Origin of the sequence: Pseudochryseolinea flava, assembly GCF_003286915.1 — a bacterium.
GTDB lineage: Bacteria > Bacteroidota > Bacteroidia > Cytophagales > Cyclobacteriaceae > Ohtaekwangia > Ohtaekwangia flava.
Genome location: NZ_QMFY01000003.1, coordinates 219,698 through 238,652, shown reverse-complemented (window position 1 = coordinate 238,652; position 18,955 = coordinate 219,698). Strand labels below are relative to the sequence as shown.

General features: G+C 44.0%; 17 protein-coding genes. 10 read left to right on the top strand and 7 right to left on the bottom strand.

Annotated elements, in window-relative coordinates; translation table 11 throughout:
• Positions 1 to 11: 11 nt before the first annotated feature.
• The 5 genes from argB (at position 12) to DQQ10_RS08625 (ending at position 4,502) form a co-directional block, all read left to right on the top strand.
• The gene (gene argB / locus DQQ10_RS08645) at positions 12 to 797 is read left to right on the top strand and encodes an acetylglutamate kinase (RefSeq protein ID WP_112746452.1); all 786 of its coding nucleotides are present in this window, start codon (positions 12 to 14) and stop codon (positions 795 to 797) included.
• 37 nt (positions 798 to 834) lie between these two features.
• Positions 835 to 1,890 (top strand): M20 family metallo-hydrolase, encoded by a 1,056-nt coding sequence (locus DQQ10_RS08640; protein ID WP_112746451.1) that lies wholly within the window; start codon positions 835 to 837, stop codon positions 1,888 to 1,890.
• Between the two features lies 1 nt (position 1,891).
• Positions 1,892 to 2,443, top strand: a complete 552-nt coding sequence (locus tag DQQ10_RS08635) for a cysteine hydrolase family protein (RefSeq protein ID WP_112746450.1) — start codon at positions 1,892 to 1,894, stop codon at positions 2,441 to 2,443.
• 24 nt (positions 2,444 to 2,467) lie between these two features.
• Positions 2,468 to 3,802, top strand: coding sequence for an argininosuccinate lyase (argH, locus tag DQQ10_RS08630; protein WP_112746449.1), 1,335 nt, complete (start codon positions 2,468 to 2,470; stop codon positions 3,800 to 3,802).
• A gap of 64 nt (positions 3,803 to 3,866) precedes the next feature.
• Positions 3,867 to 4,502 (top strand): hypothetical protein, encoded by a 636-nt coding sequence (locus DQQ10_RS08625; protein WP_112746448.1) that lies wholly within the window; start codon positions 3,867 to 3,869, stop codon positions 4,500 to 4,502.
• A gap of 174 nt (positions 4,503 to 4,676) precedes the next feature.
• Here DQQ10_RS08625 and DQQ10_RS08620 read toward each other — a convergent pair whose 3' ends face one another.
• Positions 4,677 to 5,315 (bottom strand): dioxygenase family protein, encoded by a 639-nt coding sequence (locus DQQ10_RS08620; RefSeq protein ID WP_112746640.1) that lies wholly within the window; start codon positions 5,313 to 5,315, stop codon positions 4,677 to 4,679.
• A 134-nt stretch (positions 5,316 to 5,449) separates the two neighbouring features.
• On the opposite strand from DQQ10_RS08620, the gene DQQ10_RS08615 reads away from it, so the two are divergent.
• Genes DQQ10_RS08615 through DQQ10_RS08600 form a run of 4 tightly spaced genes read left to right on the top strand, consistent with a single transcriptional unit; the run spans position 5,450 to position 10,403 of the window.
• Positions 5,450 to 6,469, top strand: coding sequence for a sensor histidine kinase (locus tag DQQ10_RS08615; RefSeq protein ID WP_112746447.1), 1,020 nt, complete (start codon positions 5,450 to 5,452; stop codon positions 6,467 to 6,469).
• Positions 6,466 to 7,191, top strand: coding sequence for a LytR/AlgR family response regulator transcription factor (locus tag DQQ10_RS08610; protein WP_112746446.1), 726 nt, complete (start codon positions 6,466 to 6,468; stop codon positions 7,189 to 7,191). The genes DQQ10_RS08615 and DQQ10_RS08610 overlap by 4 nt, the downstream gene beginning before the upstream one ends.
• Positions 7,192 to 7,243: 52 nt before the next feature.
• A complete protein-coding gene (locus DQQ10_RS08605; protein ID WP_112746445.1) occupies positions 7,244 to 8,476 on the top strand; it encodes a M48 family metallopeptidase in 1,233 nt (410 codons plus the stop codon).
• Between the two features lie 4 nt (positions 8,477 to 8,480).
• Positions 8,481 to 10,403, top strand: coding sequence for a rhomboid family intramembrane serine protease (locus DQQ10_RS08600; protein WP_112746444.1), 1,923 nt, complete (start codon positions 8,481 to 8,483; stop codon positions 10,401 to 10,403).
• A gap of 172 nt (positions 10,404 to 10,575) precedes the next feature.
• Here DQQ10_RS08600 and DQQ10_RS08595 read toward each other — a convergent pair whose 3' ends face one another.
• On the bottom strand, positions 10,576 to 11,556 hold the full coding sequence (locus DQQ10_RS08595; protein ID WP_112746443.1) for a pyruvate dehydrogenase complex E1 component subunit beta: 981 nt from the start codon (positions 11,554 to 11,556) through the stop codon (positions 10,576 to 10,578).
• 304 nt (positions 11,557 to 11,860) lie between these two features.
• A complete protein-coding gene (locus DQQ10_RS08590) occupies positions 11,861 to 13,636 on the bottom strand; it encodes a tetratricopeptide repeat protein (protein WP_112746442.1) in 1,776 nt (591 codons plus the stop codon).
• A gap of 192 nt (positions 13,637 to 13,828) precedes the next feature.
• On the opposite strand from DQQ10_RS08590, the gene DQQ10_RS08585 reads away from it, so the two are divergent.
• Positions 13,829 to 14,056: a PspC domain-containing protein gene (locus DQQ10_RS08585; RefSeq protein ID WP_112746441.1), complete on the top strand. Its 228-nt coding sequence runs from the start codon at positions 13,829 to 13,831 to the stop codon at positions 14,054 to 14,056.
• A gap of 7 nt (positions 14,057 to 14,063) precedes the next feature.
• Here DQQ10_RS08585 and DQQ10_RS08580 read toward each other — a convergent pair whose 3' ends face one another.
• The 4 genes from DQQ10_RS08580 to hutH form a co-directional block, all read right to left on the bottom strand.
• The gene (locus DQQ10_RS08580; protein ID WP_112746440.1) at positions 14,064 to 15,089 is read right to left on the bottom strand and encodes a glycosyltransferase family 2 protein; all 1,026 of its coding nucleotides are present in this window, start codon (positions 15,087 to 15,089) and stop codon (positions 14,064 to 14,066) included.
• Positions 15,086 to 15,421: a YbaB/EbfC family nucleoid-associated protein gene (locus DQQ10_RS08575; protein ID WP_112746439.1), complete on the bottom strand. Its 336-nt coding sequence runs from the start codon at positions 15,419 to 15,421 to the stop codon at positions 15,086 to 15,088. The genes DQQ10_RS08580 and DQQ10_RS08575 overlap by 4 nt, the downstream gene beginning before the upstream one ends.
• A gap of 130 nt (positions 15,422 to 15,551) precedes the next feature.
• Entirely contained in the window at positions 15,552 to 17,444 is a 1,893-nt protein-coding gene (locus DQQ10_RS08570; RefSeq protein ID WP_112746438.1) for a T9SS type B sorting domain-containing protein, read from the bottom strand.
• Positions 17,445 to 18,944 (bottom strand): histidine ammonia-lyase, encoded by a 1,500-nt coding sequence (gene hutH, locus DQQ10_RS08565; RefSeq protein WP_112746437.1) that lies wholly within the window; start codon positions 18,942 to 18,944, stop codon positions 17,445 to 17,447.
• Between the last annotated feature and the right edge of the window lie 11 nt (positions 18,945 to 18,955).

The following is an 18,955-nucleotide window of genomic DNA, read 5'->3' as shown; positions in this document are numbered from 1 at the left end:
CTGCTTTGATTATGAAACTTTTTATCATCAAGATCGGCGGAAATGTTTTGGATAATCCTGAAGCATTAAAGCGTTTCTTGTCAGACTTTGCTCAAATCAAAGAACCAAAGATCCTTATTCATGGTGGCGGGAAGATCGCCACGAAAATTGGTGATCAGCTTGGTATCGAATCCAAATACGTGAATGGTCGCCGCATTACCGATGCACAAACCATTGATGTTGTAACCATGGTATATGGTGGTTTGGTGAACAAGCAAATCGTTGCGGCTCTTCAGACATTGAATTGCAATGCTATAGGGTTGACGGGGGCAGACGGTAATTTAATCAAAGCTACAAAGCGTCCAGTAAAAGATATTGACTATGGATTTGTAGGCGATGTGAAAGCTGATGGTGTTAATACGGTGTTCCTTCATGCATTGCTGAACCAGAACGTGGTGCCGGTATTCGCACCACTAACACATGCTGACGGATCAATATTGAACACCAACGCAGATACAATCGCTTCTGTGTTAGCAGTGGCGATGAGTAAGATTTTTGAAGTACGACTAATTTATTGTTTCGAAAAACGCGGTGTGTTGATGGATGTGAATCAGGCTGATTCGGTGATCACGCACTTGCCTAAGAATTTGTATGACGATCTGCTTACCAAATCGGTATTTGCAGATGGTATTCTGCCGAAGCTTGAGAATGCGTATGATGCGATTCATTCAGGTGTGAAAGAAGTATTGATCGGTGAAGCTACCGATCTTTTGAAAAATACAGGTGCAAAAACTGAGGGTACGTTGATTACACTTTAGTTCGCGCACTTCGGCCACGGTGGCCAAAATTTTATTTATGGAATTACACGAAAAAGCGACCGATCTTCTACTGAAACTCATTGCTATTCCCTCTTTTAGCAAGGAGGAAGATGAGGTAGCTTCTGTCTTGGAAGAGTTCTTTGAAAAGCAGCAAGTGCACTCTTACCGCAAGGGGAACAATGTTTGGGTGAAAAATAAATATTTTGATCCCGCGAAACCCACGGTGCTGCTGAACTCTCATCATGATACTGTAAAACCCAACCCTCAGTATACACGGGATCCTTTTAAGCCAGAGATCATAGACGGAAAACTCTATGGCCTGGGTAGCAATGATGCCGGTGGACCACTCGTATCGTTGATCGCAACATTTCTGCATTACTATCCGCAGCAGAACTTGAAGTATAATGTAGTGATGGCTGCCACTGCCGAGGAAGAAATTTCTGGAACCGGTGGCATTGAAAGTATTTGGACGTCGCTTCCAACCATTGATTTTGCAATTGTTGGAGAGCCTACGTTATGCCAAATGGCAACAGCAGAGAAAGGTCTCATGGTCATTGATTGCATAGCGCGCGGTAAAGCAGGTCATGCTGCACGCGAGGAAGGTATCAATGCGATCTATGAAGCACTTGCCGATATTGAATGGTTTAGGACACATAAGTTTCCGTTGGTGTCCGACACGCTTGGCCCGATTAAAATGACGGTCACCATCATCAATGCTGGTAAGCAACACAACGTGGTTCCTGCAGAATGTCATTACACAGTGGATGTTCGCGTAACGGATAAGTATACCTTAGAAGAGCTTCTCGAAACAATAAAGAAGAATGTAAAAAGTGAGGTAACGCCACGTTCCCTTCGCATGCGTCCATCGGGAATTGACGACAATCATGATTTGGTGAAGGCTGCTGTCAAACTTGGTATTCATCGTTATGGATCACCAACAACATCTGATCAAGCGCTGATCCCTACGCCATCGATTAAAATGGGACCTGGAGATTCAGCACGTTCACATTCCGCTGATGAATTCATCTTCGCCCATGAAATCAAACAAGGTATTGACACGTATATTAAAGTCCTAAACGAAGTCATTCTCTAACATGAACCCGGCATTACTCTTAATCGATGTGCAAAAAGGTATTGATGAAACATCGCATTGGGGTGGTAACAGAAATAATCCTGAGGCAGAAGAAAATATTCAAAAGCTACTGTCGCATTGGCGAATGAAGAAATTTCCTGTTCTCATTGTTCAGCATTGTTCTGTGGATACACGATCACCTTTCTTTCCGGGTAAGATCGGCAATAATTTTATGTCGTTTATAGTTCCGCAACAGCATGAACGTGTGTTTGAAAAATCGACCGCCAATGCCTTCATCGGAACGTTCTTGCATCAACATTTGGCAAAAGAGAAAATTACATCGTTAGTCATCGCTGGATTTGTGACCAACAATTCTGTTGAGGCGACAGCCCGTAACGCGGGTGATTTTGGTTTTAAAACTACGGTCGTGTCCGATGCTTGTGCATGTTTTGATAAAGTAGGATTGGATGGAACCGTGTATCCATCAGCGCTCATGCATAGTATTTCATTGGCAAATCTTAAAGATGAGTATGCTGCGATCAGCAGTACCATCGATATTTTAAAAGCATATTAGTTCAGTAAGCATAAAGCAAACGAGATGAAACTCTGGCAAAAAGAAAAGGCATCGCTCAAAGAGGTTGAACGATTTACGATTGGTCGAGATCAAGAAATGGACATGATGCTAGCGCCTTACGATGTGTTAGGATCGCTTGCACACATCACGATGCTTGAGACGATCAACCTGTTGAGCAAAGAAGATTTGCGCGTGCTAACTGCGGAACTTAAGAAAATTTACAAGCGCATTGAGAAAGGTGATTTCAAAGTGGAAGAAGGCGTTGAAGATATTCATTCACAAGTTGAGCTTGAATTAACGCGCACATTGGGCGACGTAGGAAAGAAAATTCACAGTGGCCGCTCGCGGAACGATCAGGTTTTGGTTGATGTCAAACTTTATCTGCGATCTGAAATTGAGCACATCGTGATGGAAGTGAATAACCTTTTCGAATTGCTACAATCACAAAGCGACAAATTCAAGCATCATCTCCTTCCCGGATATACACATCTTCAGCTCGCGATGCCATCTTCTTTTGGATTGTGGTTCGGTGCGTATGCTGAAAGCTTGTGGGATGATGTAATTACTTTGCACGCTGCCTATAAAGTGGTGAATAAAAATCCACTTGGGTCGGCGGCCGGATATGGGTCATCGTTTCCGTTGAATCGAACAATGACAACAAAGTTATTGGGTTTCGAATCATTGAATCATAATGTGGTTTATGCGCAAATGGGTCGCGGTAAAAGTGAACGTATTGTTGCTTCGGCCATTGCTAACGTCGCGGCCACGCTTAGTAAGTTATCGATGGATGCTGTGTTGTTCATGAACCAAAATTTTGGGTTCATTAGTTTTCCAGATGAGCTTACAACGGGGTCCAGCATCATGCCGCATAAGAAAAATCCTGACGTATTTGAATTGGTACGCGCACGTTGCAACCAAATCGTAGCGCTGCCAAATGATATTGCACTGTCGACGGCAAACTTGCCTTCAGGGTATCACCGCGATATGCAATTGCTGAAGGAACAACTTTTTCCCGCTATCAGCCACTTGAAGGATTGTATCCGGATGATCCATCTGATGTTGAGTAATATTCGCGTGAAGGAAAATATTCTCGATGACGATAAGTATAAATTCCTCTTTAGTGTCGAGGAGGTTAACAAGCTTGTACTGGGGGGTATGCCGTTCCGTGATGCTTATAAAAAAGTAGGATTAGATATTGAAGCAAATCAATACAACCCGGATACTCAAGTGAATCACACGCACGAGGGAAGTATTGGTAATCTTCAGCTTTCTCAGGTGTCGGCCGGAATGCGTGAAACCATTGCCACTTTTGGTTTTGATCATTACAAAGCAGCGTTCGCGGATCTCCTAAAGGAATAATTTTTTCAACTCGAATAGGGGTAGTGTAAAAGTGGGTTGTCTTAAAGGGCAAAACAACTCACTTATGAAACGCAATATCATTACTATCTTATTTCTACTGATTGGCGCGACCTCCGCTTATTCGCAGGAAATACAAACCATTTTTCGAAACAACGGTACGGGACACGGCGGCTACGGAGCAATCACCAATAAGTTCACAACGATCAATGGTGAGTTTGCCAATATGTGCGGTATCTATGGCGGTTGGTATATCAATCACAAATTTCTGGTAGGTGTCAGTGCTGCTGCAGTCACGAATGATATTCGAGTACCTCAAAAATATAGTGTCAACCCAGATATTCCGATGAGCTATGAGTTCGGTCAAGTCGGACTCGTTACTGAATATGTGCTGGGTTCTAATAAGGCCGTACACTTCGCATTCAACTTATTTACAGGCGCAGGATTCACCGTACAATATGACCGCGAAGGCTATGGCGATGAGTGGGAATGGCATGATGACGATGATGATTCACATCATGACGAAAATTGGTTCTTCGTTGCCGAACCTGGTGTTCAGGTAGAAGTTAACATCACGCGTTGGATGCGCTTTAGTCCGGGTGTTTCTTATCGCATCGCTTCCGGTAGCGATGGCCTTGGTTTGTCTGACGCTAAACTTAGCGACATGAGCTACAACCTGACGTTGAAATTCGGTAAATTCTAATCTACACTTGTCTTTCGTAACAAACATCAACGATACGTCGAGGTAAGGTTTTTTGTTTGCCGAGGTACCTCACGCTCCCTGGTATAGAACTTCTTTCGTGATGAAAGGAGTTCTGCCTTTTGGGTTAGTTATCGGTTATCTTTTATTCGTTATCGGTAGTAACACACCTGCGATTTAGTATCCGGGTATATTCATTCCTAGGACGATATCTCTCTGCATCACGCCAATTCCATCCTTTCCGGCGAAGACTTTAACAATGCCATTGCCGCCGCGCTTTTGTTGGTGGCCGATTTCTTGGGGTGTCAAAAAAGGGTCACCTTCAAATAAGTATTCATCAATCCAGTAAGGCACAAGTCCGGGTTCTTTAACAACGGGATGGATATGCGCAGGGTTTTTTCCTTCTGGATACGATGCAGGTTGAAGGGTGTAAAATCGATATTTTCCATCATCACCGGTTTTTATCCATCCACGAATGTAACCATGTCTTTTCGCCCATCCTTTCGCGTTGCCTGTTGGTGGATAGATACCCTGTTGATTTGTATGATAGATGTAGAGGATTACATCTTTTGCTGGCGTCTTGCCATCGCGGTGGAAGATTGTTCCCGTCACTAAAATCTTTGGACCGATGTCATTAAAGTCGGGAAGCGTATCGACGGCATTCAATGTTTCATCGTCGTATTCTAAAGCAGCTTCACAGCCTTCACAGTCGCCGCCGACTACTTTGTCGGTCGCGGATTCTTTTCGATTGGTTTGCGCACATGACATGGAAATCATCGCGGTGACGAGAAGGCTAGTAGTGATGAAATTCTTCATGGGAGATATTGTTTTGATACCAAATACGGCATCGAAAGGATACGTTTCCATTTTATCTGACAACCTGCATTCATTTCTTGACGATCTGTCTGGCGATTGCTAGCCAATGCCCCGGCAATACATTAATTTGGGGTATGCATCGTTTCTGGAAATACAACATTGATCATGTCATTTTCTGGACTGCCACCGTGGTGTTTCACATGTTCACGCGATCATCCCTGATTGCGGAAGCTGGAATTGAGCAATTCTTCTTGGAGATTATCATTCGCAATGGATTGCTCGCAATTATGATTTATGCGAATCTACTGTTATTAATTCCGAGATTACTCGTTACGAAAAGAATCACATCTTATGTTGCAGCATTGTTGATTTCTATCGTAGGCTATATATTATTTAAAAACCTACATGATCAGTATTTGCACGGTTATATTTTGCAGCGTCCAAATCAGAATTTCTTTCAATATTCGTATTACAATTTTTCCATTGCCATATTTTATCTCACGTTTAGCATAGCTCTTCATTTAAGCAAGCAATGGTATTTTCAACGGGAGCAACTTCGGCGCATTGCACTTGAAAAACTTACTGCCGAACTTGACTATTTGAAAGCGCAAATCAATCCTCATTTTGTATTCAATTCGATCAACACCATTTACTTTCAGATAGACAAGGAGAATACGACGGCGCGCGAAACGCTTTCTGTGTTCTCGGAATTGCTACGGTATCAGTTGTATGAATGTAATGGTGATCAGATCGAAATCGAAAAGGAGGTCGCCTATTTAAAGAACTATGTCTCACTTCAAAAATTGCGGCGTGATGAGCAATATCAAATTTCATTTCGTGCAGATTCTTCGTTGACGGGTTTTTCAATCGCGCCTTTAATTATCATTCCATTTGTGGAAAATGCTTTTAAACATGTTTCACATTACCCTGATCGGAATGAAATTAATATAGAACTCACGCGCCGCGGCGACCGATTTTGTTTGGCGGTTTTTAATACAAAGGATCAAATAATAGATAGTCGTAAGCACGAAGGGATAGGCTTAAAAAACGTACAGCGCCGACTCACGCTACTGTATCCGCAAAGGCACATATTAGATTTTCAGGATCAGGATAAAACTTTTAGGGTGTTGTTAGAATTAAAGATCGATGTATGACGGCAAAATTGAACTGCATTATTATCGATGATGAGCCTGTTGCAAGAAAAGGGCTGCAAGAATATATTGAGGCGTTGGAGTTCTTGTCGTTAAGGGGCACTGGCGAGAATACTTTCAAAGCAGCTGAGCTACTTCGAATACATTCGGTAGACCTGATGTTTCTGGATATTCAAATGCCGCATCAATCTGGATTGGCTTTTCTCAAAGAACTATCCAATCCGCCGATAACAATCCTAACCACGGCATATTCGGAGCACGCGGTAGAGGGCTTTTCGCTTGATGTCATTGATTATTTAGTTAAACCCATTCCTTTCGAGCGGTTTAAAAAAGCCTGTCAAAAGGCATACGACTTTCAGCAGCTGCGAATGAAGGCCAGCTCACAACCCGATAGCGTTGAGTCGTATTTCTTTGTGAAATGCGATGGGAAGTTTGAAAAGATTTTCTTTCACGAAGTACGGTATGTTGAGGCTTTACAAAACTATGCCGTTATCTATACAGCTGGCCGGAAATTCATCACTTACATTACGTTGTCTGGCGTAGAGGCGAAACTTCCTGAAAAGAAGTTTTTAAAGGTTCACAAATCGTTTATCGTGGGGCTTGAGCACGTCCGCGCCATCGAGGGAAACGAATTGATCATTGAAAGCAGCAGAATACCTATAAGTCGGTCGTTACGCGACGAGGTTCTTCACCGCATCATGGGAAGCCACCTTTTTAAACGCTAGTGGAACCAATTTCAGCAATTCTGCTTTCTTTGCAGAACTGGAATCGTATTCTATGCAACCACAACAAATTCTATACACTATCCTCGCCATTACAGTTATTGGATACATCTTCGATCAGCTGCTGGATTACATCAATCTCAGGGCGCAACCGAATGATATTCCTGACGATGTAGCCATCTTTTATGATCGCCAGAAATATCAAACGTCGATAGGCTATCATCGTGAGAAAACTAAATTTGGATTCCTTACCGCAGGTGTTAGTTTTCTGATCTCCATTGGTATGTTATGGTGGGGAGGATATGGCTGGCTCGATGCATTCCTGCGGCCATACATTCAACACCAAATCTTCCACGCGCTAGCGTTTTTCGGAATCATTGCCATTATTTCTGATGTGATCATGATCCCATTTCAGTTGTATAACGTCTTTGTCATCGAAGAAAAATATGGGTTCAATAAATCAACGGTGAAGTTATTTTTCCTGGATAAACTAAAGGGATATCTTCTTGGGGGAATAATAGGAGGGCTGTTGCTGTCGTCGATGATTTACTTGGTGGTTAATATTGGTGATACGTTTTGGATCTGGTTTGCTGTGGTTGCTTGCACATTCGTGTTTTTGATGAATATGTTTTATGCATCGCTGATCGTTCCCATGTTTAACAAATTAACACCGCTTCCTGATGGCGAATTGAAAGAGGCCATTGAGGCGTTTGCTAAGAAAGTAGCATTTCCACTGGATAACATTTTTGTGATCGATGGATCAAAACGTTCCAGCAAATCAAATGCTTACTTCTCTGGTATCGGCAGAAAAAAGAAAATTGTCTTATACGATACGCTAATCAATAATCATACGACTGAAGAACTCGTGGCTGTATTAGCACACGAAGTCGGTCACTTCAGGAAAAAACATATAGTCTGGACCTTTCTGTTGTCGATTATTCAAATCGTGTTTACGTTATTCATTCTGTCGTTGATGATTTTTAATCAAGATGTGTCACTTGCCCTTGGCGGAGAACAATTGTCGATTCCGTTGAACCTCATCGCATTTGCGGTTTTGTTTTCACCAATCTCAGGCATAACAAGTCTACTCATGAATATTTTTAGTAGAAAGAATGAGTATGAAGCTGACGCCTACGCCAAGGAGAATTATGCAGCCGCACCGCTAGTGCATGCGTTAAAGAAGTTGTCGGTTGATAACCTGAGTGATCTTTATCCGCACCCGCTGTATGTGTTTTTTCACTATTCACATCCGCCATTGTTGAAACGACTTCAAGCGATGGAAGCGTGAGGTTATGATGAATCGTTCACCTTTTGTTACCTGGTTATTAATCACCATTAATGTGATCGTCTTCTGCATTCTTGCATGGATGCAGCAAACGGTGATGTTTGATCGGGCGGCTGACCAGATTGCACTTCTGCATGCGGGCGCAAATTTCAATCCCTTTGTTGTTGATGGTGAGCCTTGGAGACTTGTCACATCAATGTTTCTTCATGGTAACATCTTTCATATCGCGATGAATATGGTCGCCCTTTTTATGATTGGACGATCGTTAGAAATGGATGACGGGCACGTCAATTTTATTTTGATTTACTTCATCACCGGTATTGCCGCGGGACTGGCTAGTGTCGAATTCAATTTATTCGCGAGAAGTGTAGGTGCGTCGGGCGCAATATTCGGTGTATTTGGTTATAGCGTAGTACGCGAGATTTTCTTACGTTACCGCGATCGTGATGCCCTCATTTCACTGACCATAAATTTCGTGGCGTTCGTCGCGCTGAATTATATCGTCGCTATTTTCTTCTCAAGCGGTCCCATGCAAATGATTCTCGATACCGCTGGACACATTGGTGGTTTAGCAAGTGGCGCGTTGGTTGCTTCCATTGTGTCGATTGTCAGGCTGCGTCGTTTCTCGCTGCTACTGACATTAATCTGTGTATCCGGCATTGTATTGATTCTGCCGAAGCATCAGCTAAACTACTACAATGTATTTCAAGCTGTCGTTGCCGCTGAAGATCGTCAAAATAAATTAGTCGGCGTGCGACTAACCGATGAACAGTACGCTGACAGTTTACGTCTGCTCATTGGCGATTGGCATGATGTTCAATCGGCGTTACAAGCACTATACTTTGTTGATGATGACCTTCAGCATGATACAACGATCGTGTCGCGCTATGCAAAACTCCGGGAGGATTTGGCGACATACCAAGTGCTTGAGATTGACAAAGAGTCCTATGTATATGAAGATAGTATCGAAATCGCGCGTCAGCATTTGGATAGCATTCCACCACTGCATTATTATTTGAGCTTTCAGTTGTCAAAGATTGAGCAACCTGTTATTGAGCAAGATTCATCATCAGCAATATCTCCGACCCATCCTGTTATTGTGTATTACGATAGTAACTGGCGTGAGACAGAGCCTTACAACGCCGTCTATTACCGACATGGGCAGCACGATGATCAAAATCGTTGGCAGGGGAAAGTACGTGATTACTACGGTGATGGGAGGATACAAATGAAGGGCGCATACATGAACAGTTTAGATCACGGCATCTTCATTTATTATTCTCACGATCAAAAGTATGAATCCGCAGGACGCTATGATCGCGATGAACTTGTTGGTAAATGGGAATACTACCATCCCAATGGAAAACTGCATCGCGAAATTGTGTACGCCAATCGGGTATTCATCAGAAACGTATATGACACAGCAGGAAACGTTCAAGTGAAAAATGGTTTTGGACGAGAGATCAGTTATTATCCAAACGGACAAATTGAAGAGGAGGGGGAGATTGCTGATGGGTGGAGGCAAGGCTTATGGAAAGGATATTATGCAGATGGACAACCTTTCTTTGAAGAGTATTATCGTGACAATAAATTAATGCAAGGGAAGTCCGTGGATAGAAAGGGCAATCGGTATGTGTATGATCACACGAGCTTTTTTCCTTATCCCGTCGAGGGTGTAGAACAATACAAACATTATTTGAGGAGTAATCTACGGAGGCCAACGTTGCGCCTGAAGGAGGGTGTGGTTCGCGTAAATTTTACGGTGAACTATGACGGGACGCTGAAAGATTTTGTGATCTCCAAAAGCCTTTGTGAGGAGTGCGATAAGGAAGCACTGCGTTTAGTGAGAGAAGGCCCGAAGTGGCGTCCCGCGTTGAACAGAGGATCGCAGAAGGTAACTTCGAAGACGTCGGTTGAGGTGGAGTTTTGAGAGGAAGAAGTAAGGAGTTCAGAAATCAGGATTCAGAAGTCAGAAATGAGGAGTAAGTAGTAAGAATTAAGGCAAATCTTGTGAATGAAAAAAGCCTCAAGGGTATTGAGGCTTTTGTATTTACAGTGAGAGAATTTACTTCTTACTTCTTACTTCTTGATTCTTACTCCCTTTAATCGCGATACATTACAGCTTTCACTGCCTTCACGGTTTTCTCAACGTTAGGTAAGATTGCTTGGATCAATGTAGGTGCGTACGGTAGTGGCACGTCGAAGCTGTTGACGCGGTATACAGGGGCATCAAGGTAATCGAATGCGTGACGCTGCACGTGGTAAGTGATTTCCGTTGCGATAGACGACAATGGCCAAGCTTCTTCAACAACCACAAGTCTGTTCGTCTTCTTTACAGATTCAACAACTGTTGCGTAGTCAATAGGTCTTACAGAGCGTAAGTCAACTACTTCAACAGAGATTCCTTCCTTCGCTAATTCTTCTGCCGCGGCCAATGCCACTTTCATAATCTTACCGAAAGAGACTATCGTCACATCCGTTCCTTGTCGTTTAACGTCAGCGACACCGATCGGAATAAGATATTCTTCAACAGGAACTTCGCCTTTATCGCCATACATCAACTCCGATTCCATGAAGATTACCGGGTCGTTATCGCGGATAGAAGTTTTTAACAGACCTTTTGCGTCGTATGGGTTAGAAGGTACCACGACTTTCAAACCAGGTGTATTAGCATACCAATTCTCAAAGTTTTGAGAGTGCTGCGCGCCTAATTGTCCGGCGTTACCAGTAGGACCGCGGAATACGATAGGGTTGCTGTATTGTCCGCCAGACATAGAAAGAATCTTTGCGGAAGCGTTGATTACCTGGTCGATAGCAACCAAGGAAAAGTTAAAAGTCATGAATTCAATGATCGGGCGGAGGCCGTTCATAGCAGCACCGACGCCGACACCTGCAAATCCAAGTTCTGCAATAGGAGTATCCAGGACGCGATCCGGGCCAAATTCATCGAGCATACCTTGGCTTACTTTGTAAGCACCGTTGTATTGAGCTACTTCTTCGCCCATCAGGATAATGCTCTGATCCCGTCTCATTTCTTCATTCATGGCCTCACGGAGGGCCTCTCTAAACTGGATTTCTCTCATAGTTATATTTGGAAAGCGCGTAAAAATAGCATCCAACAGGGGATTGGCCAAAAAAAACACACACATGTTTGGGAGGAATGGCTGGCTTGTGGGCCTTGGGTTTTGGGACTTGGGGCTTGGAGCTTGGGGCTTGGGACTTGGGACTTGGGGCTGGGGCCGTGGGGCTTGGGACTTGGGGCTTGGGACGTGGGGCTTGGGGCTTGGGGCTTGGGACTTCTAGCTACCGATAACCAATAACTAAAAAAGCCCATCCGGACAGGATGGGCTTTTTATTAGCTGTTAAAATCAATGAGAATAAAAAATATTATTTCAATGCATTTCTGAAAGGTTCAGTCGCTGCGTATTTCTCGAACTCGAGGTCGCTAAGCGCTGCTTCTTTCAATGATGGATCAACTTTAACTGCGTTGATGAGGTTTGAAACCACACCCTCAGCGTTGCTTTGACGAGCAGATGCAACCGCAGCACCGTAGTGCGCTACAGCGAGGTTAGCATTTTTGCTTATCGCATCGTTGAATGATGTCAATGCATTTGCGTAATCTTTGCTTAACAATTGTGCAAGACCTTTGTTGAACAAGTTATCAGCATTGTCAGTTGCGTTTGACTCAGAGCTAACCGCAGAAGCGTAGTCAGCTTTAACGATCTCAGCATATCCTTTCACACCGTTTGCACCAGCAGCATTGTCGCCAGTAAGACCAGCGCCAAGAGCTTTGCTCGCGTGGCTGTAAGCAGCGTATGCATTTCCTTTGATCGCTTGAACAGAAGCCAAGTTAGCGTGAACTTCTGGAGCTTCGTTCAATTTCACTGCGATGTCAAGTTGTGCTTGAGCTTTGTCAGCAAGTGCTGCAGCGTTTGATGCGTTTTCAATAGCTTGAGCGATGTAAACCGCGCCAAGGTTATTGTGCGCTACCCAGCTTGTACCTTTTTTAGTAGCAGCTTCGTAGATAGCAGCTTTCTCTTCTAATGAAGGTGTAAGCGTAGCAGCGTACAACAATTCTTCTGTAGAAAGTGTGTCAGCGCTAACAGAGTTCTGTGTGATTTGCTTTGCAAGTACTGCGATCTCTGCATCAGTTTTCTTGTCTTTTACAGTGAGGATCTCAGTCTTAGCAGTTCTCAACTTAGGATATACATCTTTGAAAACTTTCTTGTAAGTCTTAAGTTTCTTGAATTGTTTTTCAACATCTTCAAATGAACCACCAGCATTGATGATGTTCAAGTACTCAGCTTTCTCTTCAGAAGAAATACCTTCGTAAGCAGAAAGAGCGTTTTTGAATTCATTCCAGTCTTGGATTACAGGCTTCAAGATGAACTGAATAGAATCAGCTTTGCCTTTGTAATCGTACTTCTTCATTTGTGCGCGGTAGAACTTCTCGATAGCAGCAGCACGATCTGGAGAAAGTTTGCTGTTGATACGCTCAGCACCTTCAGGTGAGTGAGTACCAGTGATCGTTACCGTACGGGTAGCATTCTTAGAGGCGATGAAAGCGTCAAGTTGTTTACCTTTAGGGCTCTTGATTTCAGTTGTTCTGAGTACTGATCTTCCTTGTTCGAAGATGAAATCAGGGATAACTACCGGAACAAGTTCTTCTTGGTTGTTATAACCGTGGCCAGCATAAGCGGCGAAGTATACAGGTTTAACAAGTTTAGAAGTAGTGATTACTCCTTTAGCAATTGGCATTCTTGGAGAAGCCTTGCTTTTGCTGCCTTTAGACGCTACGCCTTCAACTTCTACGGTACCAGTTTTGTGAGCTGGTTGGTAAGGGAAGAAGAAGCTTTTTGTAACGCGAGGCTGTTCAGTGCTGGCATTTGGATAATCTTCTGCCTTGAACGTAATAGGCTCGAGGGCCAATTCGTTCTCTCCGTACTTGTAGAAAGTGTTCACCGTGTAAACGGTTCCCTTTTTCAACATTTTTACGGGGAGGGAGGCAGCTAGATCAAACGCTACCGTGTCTTTGTGAACTTCCAGCGGATTTGGTGTAACTGTAAGCTGTTGTTCTTTTGCCATTTTCACCATCTTGGGCAACGTACAGCCCGCGAGGGTCAATGCACCGAAGATCAAAAATGAGTAAACTACTTTTCTCATTGGATTTTGGTTTATTTGTTGAGTTTAACAGGTTGCAAAACTATACTTATGTGTATTTTTTTGCAATTATAGTCAAAAAATTAAGATCAGCATGGCTCCTTATAAAGGTCGTCGCACCTTATATTTGTAAGCCGGATTTTTGCTCGACAAATCAACTTTTTGACAAGTTGAAAGTTATAACGTGAAGACAGTATGAACCATTTGACCGATAAAATCCTGCAATTTTTTGAAAGCTACGCTTTTGGCGTGTGTACACACCTCGGCGAAAAGCTAGGTATTGCTACCTCTAGCATACGCCTCTTCTTCATCTATGCGTCGTTTTTGACGGTGGGATCCCCGGTAATCATTTACCTGTCCATCGCATTCGTCATGAACATGCGCAAGCATCTGAGGAAAAGAAAGCCCGTGTGGGACTACTAATTCGCGCTTAAAAATTGCCTGGCTCAAGTTGTGTAAAAGTCTTTTTCGCCCCCAGGTGATAAGTCTTTATCAGTAATCCTTTATAAATCGTTCGCCGGTCATAGCGCGGATATTTGTCACGGAGCGCCTTACGTTTTTCGAGGTTGACTGCCAAATGGCTCAAAAAGTAGCCCTGGGCCTCGATGATCGCCCATCCATTTTTGTGTTTACCTTTCAAGACAAACACCATGGCGGCAAGCCAATCCAACAAAAAACGCATCGGCAACTTCCAAATGATTTCTCCAGGATTCAAGTGCTTTAGCAGTAAGGCTAAGTTGTTTCTAAAGTTTAGGTAAGTCTTTCGCGGGCTGTCATACCCTAACGTGCCTGCACCAACGTGATACACGGTACTGGCGCCAACATAAAAGATCTTTTTTCCTGTACGGTGAATCTTCCAGCAAAGATCAATCTCTTCCATGTGAGCGAAAAAGTCTTCGTCTAATCCACCGAATTCATGGTAAACCTCAGCCCGAATCACCATACAAGCTCCGGTTGCCCAAAAAATACTACGGCTGTCATTGTATTGACCGTGATCTTCCTCCACGGTATCGAAGATTCGTCCTCTGCAAAAGGGGTATCCAAAAGCATCGATGAAACCACCGCCCGCGCCAGCATACTCAAAAAGATTTTGGTTATGGTAGGAGAGTATTTTGGGTTGCACTGCGGCGACGTTCGGGTCTGCATCCAATAGGTCAATCATTGGTTGAAGCCATCCCGGTGTTACTGCTACGTCAGAGTTCAGGAGGACATAGTAATCGGCGTCAACTTGCTTAAGAGACGCATTGTAGCCGCCACAGAAGCCGTAGTTTTTCGGTAAACAAATTGTTCTAACCTGGGGGAATTCTTGCTGAAGCATAGCCAACGATCCGTCCGTTGAGCCATTGTCAGCAACGATCACTTCTGCATTCGATGAGTATTGTGTAACGGAGGGAAGAAACTGTCGCATCAGCTTCTCACCATTGTAGTTCAAGATTACAACGGCGGTGCGACTCATCCCATGAAGTTGCTTAGGTCCATCCCGGGAATATTCGGGATCAGTCCGTCGGTGCTTTTACGAAGTTCTTCTTTGGCTACAATTTCGGCTTCCTCACTTGCTTTGTTCACGGCAGCAACGATCAAATCTTGTAAGATGATTTTATCTTCAACCTTCATTAACGTTGGGTCGATCTCTACCGAAATCAACTGCTTTTTACCGTTCACGGTAGCTTTAACCATTCCAGCTCCCGACTCCCCATGTGCTTTTACATTGACGAGGTTGTCTTGCGCTTCTTTTATGCGGGCCTGAACTTCCTTCATCTTGCCCATCATCTTCATCATGTCAAACATAGTGGTAGTATTTTTCTAATATCAAAGGTAGTGGTTCTGTAGAAAGTTTAAAGTTTAAAGTAGAAAGTAGAAAGTTTAAAGCTGGAATCACAGATATACTTACTTCTTACTCCTGACTCCTGTCTCCTGACTACCGATTTTTCCTCAGCAACACAATTGTTCCTGATCGCTCGAATGTACGCCCTGCGAAGTCCGTTAACTTGGCGGTGAAAACGTATGTTCCCTCCGGCATCATGTTCCCCTTGTAGGTGCCGTCCCATCCCGCTGAACTAAGCTCTGTCGTGTAGTACATTAACTCTCCCCAGCGATTGAAAATCTTGAATTCAAGGTGCTGGATGAATTGTCCGAAAACTTTAAAGGCTTTGTTCTCAGCAATTGGACTTTCTGGAACGAAGGCCGTTGGATAAAAAAGATTCGGAGCTTTAATCGTCTCCAGTAAGTTCGAAGATGAGACGATAACCGGGGGAACTGTGATCTCTCGGGGAATCGCGACGATTTCATAGACGTGAACTTGTTGTACCGCGTCATTCGGAACGGTGTGGGTAGTGCCCGATGTTGTTGTCAACAATGTTCCATCTTGATAAACTTCATACACGTCGACGCCTTGTGCCCACCCAACATAGTTTGTCCAATTCAAATCGATCGTATTATCAGCACGCAAAACATGCGACAGCACGATAGGACAAGCCGGATCACTTATGATACTGGTGTTGCCACAGAAGTCTTTGTATTGAATCGTGTAACAAGCCTCAGGTACATATGCATTGTCTGTAAAAGTGAGGGCCGCGACATTGGCGATGGGGCCAGTGTTTTGACCGACTGTTTTTCGAATGGTATAAGCGCTTGCGGTATAGCCAGAGGGTTGCTGCCAGTCTAGCGTTACTTGTGTTCCCTCGACGGCAGTTGAAATATTGGCGACCTTATCGGGTATGTTCGTTGAGGTCGCACGGATCGTTTTGGTAAGCGACGTACTGGTAGCTGCACCAAAATTGGCGGTGAGTTGATAGATATACGGCGTGTTGCAAACAACACTGTTGTCCATGTATGGTGATGAAGCCACAGGTATTGGGGTGTTGTCTTTATGTAACGTCAAACCGGTGGTTGATGCGCCGGTTGTCCAAGTCAATTCATTCACATTGTTAAGCGCAGTAGCATCGAAGTTGATGCTACACACCACATTCGAATTGCCCATCACAGCATTGTTGCACGGACTTATGATGTCGAGTCTTAAACAATAGTAATGATTGTCGGGTGATAGCGATCCGAGTGTTTCAATATTGGTTGGCGGGTCGTAAATTGTTTTATCGGGCGTAAACGTGGTTTCATTATCGGTTGCAATCATCAAGCGATATTGTATGGCCGGGTTTGCGTCGTGCGTAAGCTCAACGATGTTGGCGTCTGGAACTGAAACTGAGCGGATGGCAATAGGAGGGATTGTCGCGATCGGAACAGTTTTAGAGCTTTCATCGCAATTGTCGGCCATGTTATCATCAACACCACGTACGCGGATTACGGCGTCGGCAGGGTACGGCATCGGGAAATTATACACGAAAGGCGGATCGCCTTGATCGCGTGTTACCTCGGGGCCTGCGCCGGCAATTTTATAATGATCAAATTGCGCATCTGTAATATCCACTTGTACGCTTCCATTTTGACAAGCATATACGTTAAATGTGGGCGTTACGTTCGGGATGACCTCCATTAACAAATCGTCGTTGGTCGTGCTCGATGCCGTGACGATTTGAAGAATGAATCCTCCAGCATCAGCGCGCGTGAGCAAGTCGCCGTCGAAGAAGGGCTGCTTCGTGCCCAGTACGATCGATGGGTTGGTTGGATCCAAAAATAGCGCTGTACAATTTCCAGCGCCACAGGCAGGATGCTTTACTGTGAATTCAAAAGGTGCACATCCTTTGATTTGATCGACCTCCATCAGGTTGTTATTACCCATGTACGGTTGCGCATACGCTGCCGTCAGGAAGAAGCAATTTAAAAGGATGAGGATGATATGAAACCTTCGACGCATTTAATCGATACTCACGTTCTTCAGAAATGATTCGGCTTTTTTGATGTCTTCATGAAGCATCCTGTCTTCTTCTATAAACGACACATGTGTTCTGAAATTATGTACCCAATGTTCCAAAGCCGGCGATGTTTTCAGCGGACGCCTAAAAGTAAGTGCCTGGGCAGCCGTAAGTAACTCAATCGCTAATATTGAATAAAGATTATTCACGATACGATATGTTTTTGTCGCCGCATTCGCGCCCATGCTCACATGATCCTCTTGTCCATTCGAGGAAACTATAGAATCAACCGATGCAGGAGTGCAAAGTTGTTTATTTTGACTTACCAGCGATGCTGCTGTATACTGTGGAATCATTAATCCTGAATTAATACCCGGATTAGCGACAAGGTAATTGGGTAAATCGCGAGCGCCTGAAATAAGCTGATAGGTCCTTCTTTCGCTTATATTGCCAAGTTCAGCCAAAGCAATGGAAAGAAAATCCAAGCCTAAAGCGAGTGGTTGTCCATGAAAGTTTCCCGCAGAAATGATCATGTCTTCATCCGGAAATACATTGGGATTGTCGGTGACACTATTAACCTCGGTGAGGAATATTTTCGTCACGTATTCAATCGTGTCTGCACTCGCGCCATGCACTTGCGGAATACAGCGGAACGAGTAGGGATCTTGAACATGCTTCTTCTCTTGCGCGATCAACTCACTACCTGTCAAAAGAGATTTTACGGCGGCAGCAATATTTGTTTGTCCTGTGTGCGGACGAATCGCATGCACTTCAGGAAGAAACGGTTCTATTCTACCATCAAAGGCATCAAGCGAGAGCGCACTGATCATGGTAGACAATTTCAACAGTCGATGCGCGTGTACGATACTCCAAACACCGTAAGCACTCATGAACTGTGTGCCGTTCAAAAGTGCAAGTCCTTCTTTCGCAGCTAAATGAATTGGCTGCCACGAAAACTTTTCATTGATTGCATGCGCCGAAAAAGATGCACCGTCGTGAAAAACTTCACCAAGTCCGATAAGGGGTAAGCAAAGATGGGCGAGGGGTGCTAGATCTCCTGAAGCACCAAGCGATCCCATTTCAAAAATCTGTGGAAGCACATTATGATTGAACATCTGCGCGAGTCGCGTTACCGTATCGACTTGTACACCTGAATAGCCGTAGGCGAGTGATTGCACTTTTAGGAAAAGCATCCAACGTACAATTTCATGCGGTACTTCTGGGCCTGTTCCACATGCGTGTGACTTCACTAAATTCTCTTGCAGCTTTTCGAGTTGGTCGTGTGAAATATAGCGATTATACAATGAGCCAAATCCGGTGTTGATACCGTAAATAGGTTGCCGCGTAGTCGAAATTTTTTGATCGAGATAGGTTCTGCAGCGCGCGATTTTATCGAGCGTAGACGGCGGAAGCTCGATCGTGATGGCATCCGTTTGAATGCGAATTAAATCTTGCAGCGTTAGCGGGACATCGGCGATATAATGAACGGCGTGATGGCTCATGTATGGGTTAA

What these genes read in the sequence shown, in the direction of transcription:
- argB (WP_112746452.1), top strand. Translation starts at nt 12, where the DNA reads ATGAAACTTTTTATCATCAAGATCGGCGGAAATGTTTTGGATAATCCT.
- DQQ10_RS08625 (WP_112746448.1), top strand. Translation starts at nt 3,867, where the DNA reads ATGAAACGCAATATCATTACTATCTTATTTCTACTGATTGGCGCGACC.
- DQQ10_RS08590 (WP_112746442.1), bottom strand. Translation starts at nt 13,636, where the DNA reads ATGAGAAAAGTAGTTTACTCATTTTTGATCTTCGGTGCATTGACCCTC.
- DQQ10_RS08620 (WP_112746640.1), bottom strand. Translation starts at nt 5,315, where the DNA reads ATGAAGAATTTCATCACTACTAGCCTTCTCGTCACCGCGATGATTTCC.
- DQQ10_RS08600 (WP_112746444.1), top strand. Translation starts at nt 8,481, where the DNA reads ATGATGAATCGTTCACCTTTTGTTACCTGGTTATTAATCACCATTAAT.
- DQQ10_RS08595 (WP_112746443.1), bottom strand. Translation starts at nt 11,556, where the DNA reads ATGAGAGAAATCCAGTTTAGAGAGGCCCTCCGTGAGGCCATGAATGAA.
- DQQ10_RS08570 (WP_112746438.1), bottom strand. Translation starts at nt 17,444, where the DNA reads ATGCGTCGAAGGTTTCATATCATCCTCATCCTTTTAAATTGCTTCTTC.
- DQQ10_RS08640 (WP_112746451.1), top strand. Translation starts at nt 835, where the DNA reads ATGGAATTACACGAAAAAGCGACCGATCTTCTACTGAAACTCATTGCT.
- DQQ10_RS08610 (WP_112746446.1), top strand. Translation starts at nt 6,466, where the DNA reads ATGACGGCAAAATTGAACTGCATTATTATCGATGATGAGCCTGTTGCA.
- argH (WP_112746449.1), top strand. Translation starts at nt 2,468, where the DNA reads ATGAAACTCTGGCAAAAAGAAAAGGCATCGCTCAAAGAGGTTGAACGA.
- DQQ10_RS08585 (WP_112746441.1), top strand. Translation starts at nt 13,829, where the DNA reads ATGAACCATTTGACCGATAAAATCCTGCAATTTTTTGAAAGCTACGCT.
- DQQ10_RS08615 (WP_112746447.1), top strand. Translation starts at nt 5,450, where the DNA reads ATGCATCGTTTCTGGAAATACAACATTGATCATGTCATTTTCTGGACT.
- hutH (WP_112746437.1), bottom strand. Translation starts at nt 18,944, where the DNA reads ATGAGCCATCACGCCGTTCATTATATCGCCGATGTCCCGCTAACGCTG.
- DQQ10_RS08575 (WP_112746439.1), bottom strand. Translation starts at nt 15,421, where the DNA reads ATGTTTGACATGATGAAGATGATGGGCAAGATGAAGGAAGTTCAGGCC.
- DQQ10_RS08605 (WP_112746445.1), top strand. Translation starts at nt 7,244, where the DNA reads ATGCAACCACAACAAATTCTATACACTATCCTCGCCATTACAGTTATT.
- DQQ10_RS08635 (WP_112746450.1), top strand. Translation starts at nt 1,892, where the DNA reads ATGAACCCGGCATTACTCTTAATCGATGTGCAAAAAGGTATTGATGAA.
- DQQ10_RS08580 (WP_112746440.1), bottom strand. Translation starts at nt 15,089, where the DNA reads ATGAGTCGCACCGCCGTTGTAATCTTGAACTACAATGGTGAGAAGCTG.